4 protein-coding genes are annotated in these 4,673 nt (G+C 40.7%); 2 read left to right on the forward strand and 2 right to left on the reverse strand.

The features are described from left to right. Positions 1-153 precede the first annotated feature (153 nt). Entirely contained in the window at positions 154-2,154 is a 2,001-nt protein-coding gene (locus tag UYI_RS0119475) for a tetratricopeptide repeat-containing S1 family peptidase (RefSeq protein WP_180977266.1), read from the reverse strand. A gap of 268 nt (positions 2,155-2,422) precedes the next feature. Between UYI_RS0119475 and msrB the strand changes: the two genes are divergently transcribed. Continuing rightward, positions 2,423-2,923, forward strand: a complete 501-nt coding sequence (gene msrB / locus UYI_RS0119480) for a peptide-methionine (R)-S-oxide reductase MsrB (RefSeq protein ID WP_277876812.1) — start codon at positions 2,423-2,425, stop codon at positions 2,921-2,923. 207 nt (positions 2,924-3,130) lie between these two features. Continuing rightward, positions 3,131-3,907, forward strand: coding sequence for an HAD family hydrolase (locus UYI_RS0119485; protein WP_016868354.1), 777 nt, complete (start codon positions 3,131-3,133; stop codon positions 3,905-3,907). Positions 3,908-3,996: 89 nt separating this feature from the next. Here the strand turns inward: UYI_RS0119485 and UYI_RS40230 are convergent, their stop codons facing one another. Continuing rightward, a complete protein-coding gene (locus UYI_RS40230; RefSeq protein WP_235147977.1) occupies positions 3,997-4,374 on the reverse strand; it encodes a transposase in 378 nt (125 codons plus the stop codon). Between the last annotated feature and the right edge of the window lie 299 nt (positions 4,375-4,673).

Here is a 4,673-nt window from a genome sequence, read left to right on the forward strand (position 1 = left end):
AGTTAGTGGTTAGTTGTTAGTTGTTAGTTGTTTTTTAAAATACTTACTCCTCACACCCTCAAACCCCTCACACTCCCCCCACTGCCCCTTATCCCCACCAGGGGCCGGTGAGTTCCCCATCTCCCCACCTCCCTAATCCCCGATCGCTATTATTTACTGCTCCAGCTTTCTAATCTGAATGAGCGTATCCTCATAATAATTATTATTGTTTTGTTGTCGATAAAGCTCTGCGGCTTGTTTAAAATCAGCCAAAGCGCCTTTTTTATCTCCTAAATCACGACGTGTCAGGGCTCTATTGTAGTAAGCATTGGCATACTTGGAATTAATTTTGATAGCTTGATTGAAATCGGCAAGGGCTTGTTGCAAATTCTTCAAGTCAAAGTGGGCTATACCCCGGTTATAATAAGCTTTGTCATAGTCGGGTTTATACTTGAGTGCCTGGTTGTAGTCAGCTATAGCTCCTTGTTTATCTCCCAACTCAGAGCGAGTTAAACCCCGGTTGAGGTAGGCATTGGCATATTTAGGATTAATCTTGAGTGCTTGATTATAATCAGTTATAGCCCCTTGCTTGTCTCCTAATTCATAGCGGGTTAACCCCCGGTTATAGTAAGCTTTGTCATAGTTGGGACTAAGCTTGATCGCCTGATTAAAGTCATTGAATGCCGCTTGTTTATCCCCTAAATCATAAAGGGTTAAACCCCGGTAAATATAGGCATCAGTGTAATCGGGTCTTAGCTTGATAGTTTGATTGAAATCATCTAGTGCCTTTTGCGTTTCTCCTCTTTCAGAAAGGGCTATTCCCCGATTGTAGTAGGCAAGGGCATAGCTAGGATTAACCTTAATAGCTTGGGTGTAATCATCAATTTCTCCTTGTTTATCTCCTAATTCGTAACGAGTTAACCCCCGATTGTAATAGGCTTTGTCATAGTTGGGATTGAGCTTGATCGCTTGGTTATAATCAGCAAGCGCCCCTTGTTTATCACCTGATGCAGAGCGTGCCAATCCCCGATTGTAGTAGCCTTTGTCATAGTTGGGATTGATCTTGAGGGCTTGATTGTAATCCGCCATTGCGCCCTGTCTGTCTTTCAATTCATAGCGTGCTAAACCTCGGTTGAGGTAAGCATCTTCAGCGTTAGGATTTATTTTGAGTGACTCGTTATAATCAGCGATCGCTGCTTGGTAGTTTTTTAATTCATAGTAGACTAAGCCCCGGTTGTAGTACGCATCGTCGTGTCTGGGGTTAATCTTGACTGTTTGAGTATAGTCAGCGATCGCCCCTTGTTTGTCTCCAATATCAGAGCGGGCTATACCCCGGTTATAGTAGGCATTAGCATATCTAGGATTGAGACGAATTGCTTGAGTATAGTTTGCGATCGCTCCTTGATAATCTTTATTGCGATAACTATCGTAAGCTTTGATAAAGAAATCATCAGCTTTTGGTGCAGTAGGAATAGTACTATTTCTGGTGTATGAACGCCCTCCTACATCTATCCCAACTGCTACCATTTTTTGCAAAGCCACGTTGATGGTTGTACCTATACCAATTTCTTGTTCATCAGCCCTACCGTGAACACCTACCAATTCCCCTTTTTCATTTAGTACAGGGCCACCACTCATACCATTGAGAGTCTTGTTTTCATAAATCAAGTTATAACCATCACGCTGGGCTGCACCGTTAGCGTTTACCTGTCCTTTGTTGAAAGAAAAGTAAGGATTGGAAATAGCTGCTGTTTTGGCTGGAAACCCACCTACATATACTGTTGTGGTAGCTGTAGCTAGATCAGAGTCACCAATTTTAGCAACACTGTAAGGTTTGCTACTACTAAACTCGACTAGTGCTAAGTCTAGGCCTTGTAAGTGTTTGACATTGTTAACTGCGTAACTTTGTTGATCAGGTGTAATTACCTGGTATTTTTTATCTTCTTTGACAACATGATAAGCAGTCAGGACTGTGTAACTGTTACCAGAACGTCTAATAATCACTCCTGAACCAGTAGCAGGGGGAGTTTGATTATCCACAATCTGCACTGTAATCTCTTTACCTATCCTTTCTATTTCTTGAGAGGATAGGGCGGCTGCAATGTGTGGCTGCATCAACACAATAGATGCACCGATTAACACGGACGGAACTGTGTAAAAACACTTAAGATTCATAACCTAAGGAATTTAAAGGTCTTTTTATTTACATACTTGCATTAAATAAAATTCTCGTGGTGTAGGCAAGATATCTGTTTATTTTTAGTAGAAAATAAATATTATTGATTGATGCAGGTGCGATCCCAGAACTTGCAATTAATTTAATCTGAGTCTCGACTTCTCTTCAGCTTTAGCATTGATCGTAGCGATGGAGTGGCGTAATCTCTATCGTAGCTAGACGGTTTGCCTCATTGTTAAAGTAAAAAAACTTAATAAATAATAGAAGATGAAAAGAAGACTTCTTTTAGAAACAGGTGGCGTCATCATTGGGGCGCTGTGGTTGTCAAATTATTTAACCAGGAGACCAGGACTTATGGCAACTTCAAATAGTGAAAAATTTGAAATTAATAAAACTGAGGAAGAGTGGCGCAAAACCTTAACACCAGAACAGTTTCGTGTCCTGCGTAAGCACGGTACAGAAAGGGCTGGCACAAGTCCACTAGATAAAAATTATGCCGATGGCACATATGTATGTGCTGGTTGTGGACAGCCATTATTTACATCAGAAACCAAATTCAATAGCGGTACTGGCTGGCCGAGTTTTTACGCACCTATTGAAGGCGCAATTAGCACAACGGTAGACAGGTCATTTTTTATGACTAGGATAGAAGTACATTGTAGCCGTTGCGGTGGACATTTGGGTCACGTATTTGAAGATGGCCCTGCACCAACTGGTCAGCGCTACTGTATGAATGGTGTGGCGATGGAATTTGTTCCAGAAGCGTAAAATTCTCGTGTTTTTAAACGCAGAGTAGGCGCACTAGGTAGCAGAGTTTTTTCAAAGAAGTTTTGAAACATTTCAGCTGTGTTCACCCCCCTTAGTCCTCCCCGTTTTGGGGCAGGACTATTTCATGATCGAAAAAAAAATGGTTGAATCAGAATGACTGCCTGATTTTTAAACCCCTACTCTTGAAAGCAAATCCCCGATCCTCCTATGTCCAAACTCCTGCCCTTATCTCAAATTTCATCAGGCGATCGCTTCAGTAATATTCGTCTAGTTGCTACAGATATGGATGGGACTTTGACTGTGGCGGGTAAGTTTACTAGCCAAATGTTGCAAGCTTTTGAGAATTTAGCAACGGCTGGAATCAAAGTGCTGATTGTTACCGGGCGTAGTGGCGGCTGGGTGAGTGGATTAGCAGCTTATTTACCCATTATCGGAGCTATAGCCGAGAATGGTGGTTTGTTTTACCCAGGCGACAGCGAAAAACCTATATTCTTGACGCCCATTGCTGATTTAGTTGTCCATCGTCAGCAATTAGCTGTGGCTTTTGCAAAATTACAAATCGAATTTCCCCACCTACAAGAATCATCAGATAATCGTTTCCGTATTACTGACTGGACTTTTGATGTTGCGGGATTAAGTACAGAGGAAATCCGCACCTTAAGCAATCTTTGTCAGCAAATGGGTTGGGGATTTACTTACAGCAGCGTGCAGTGTCACATTAAACCTTGGGGACAAGATAAAGCAGTTGGGTTATTGCAAGTGTTGCAAAAATACCTTCCCCAATTTGCACCCCAAGAAATTGTGACTGTGGGTGATAGTCCCAATGATGAAAGTTTATTTGATGACCGTTGTTTTCCTATTTCTGTGGGTGTCGCTAATGTATTGGAGTATGCACAACAGTTGCAGTATCAGCCTGTTTATGTCACCACTGCTGCGGAAGGCGAGGGATTTTGTGAATTGATCCGATATTTGACTTCGCCTTAATCTCTTTGAATGACAGTTGAAGGTGACACAGGGATGCGATCGCCATAAATTAAGCCTGCTGTCGGAATGTCCAAACTGTGGGGCAAGATTTAAAATTCTGATAAATCTTTACGACCGAAATCCCGCCAAAATTGTATTTCTTCTTGGTCAGGCTTACCATCGGGATTGTCATAATCTAGCGTCCATTTTACAGGATTATTCACAATATATTGTCTGATTCGGTCTAATTCTGCTTCATTACGGATTATATGTTCATAATAATTTCGTTGCCAAACCGATGTACCCAAAGACGAAAGTTTTTGATTAATAGCTTTAGCTGAATTCATCTTGAAGTAACCGACCACTTTAGGTAAAAGCATATTCCGCCGTTCCCGTAGGGACAATTCATGAATTGTCCCTACATTTACTTTTTGATTTACGACATTAGTATCTGTAATCACAACAATACCATGCAGATGATTTGGCATGATAACAAATTCATCTAACTCGATATTTGAATATTTACTAGGTAATGAATTCCAAAAATCTAATACTATATTTCCTAACTCATTAAGATTGACATCATTATTTACAATATCCCCGAGCATAAAATTTCTTTGATATGTACAAATTGTTAGAAAATAAGCACCAGCTTGGGAATAATTATAACCACTTAATCGCAGCAAACGACGATAACAATGTCTAATGTGATTTACCATTTAAAATTCCATATTGCTCATTCTTTTGTAGGGGTAAATCATGAATTACCCCTACAACCATTGTGTAC

The sequence above is a fragment of the Fischerella muscicola PCC 7414 genome (assembly GCF_000317205.1).
In the GTDB taxonomy this organism is placed as follows: Bacteria; Cyanobacteriota; Cyanobacteriia; order Cyanobacteriales; family Nostocaceae; genus Fischerella; species Fischerella muscicola.

Bases quoted from the DNA above. Each gene is read 5' to 3' on its own strand.
- UYI_RS0119475 (WP_180977266.1), bottom strand. From the start codon at position 2,154: ATGAATCTTAAGTGTTTTTACACAGTTCCGTCCGTGTTAATCGGTGCA.
- UYI_RS0119485 (WP_016868354.1), top strand. From the start codon at position 3,131: ATGTCCAAACTCCTGCCCTTATCTCAAATTTCATCAGGCGATCGCTTC.
- UYI_RS40230 (WP_235147977.1), bottom strand. From the start codon at position 4,374: ATGCCAAATCATCTGCATGGTATTGTTGTGATTACAGATACTAATGTC.
- msrB (WP_277876812.1), top strand. From the start codon at position 2,423: ATGAAAAGAAGACTTCTTTTAGAAACAGGTGGCGTCATCATTGGGGCG.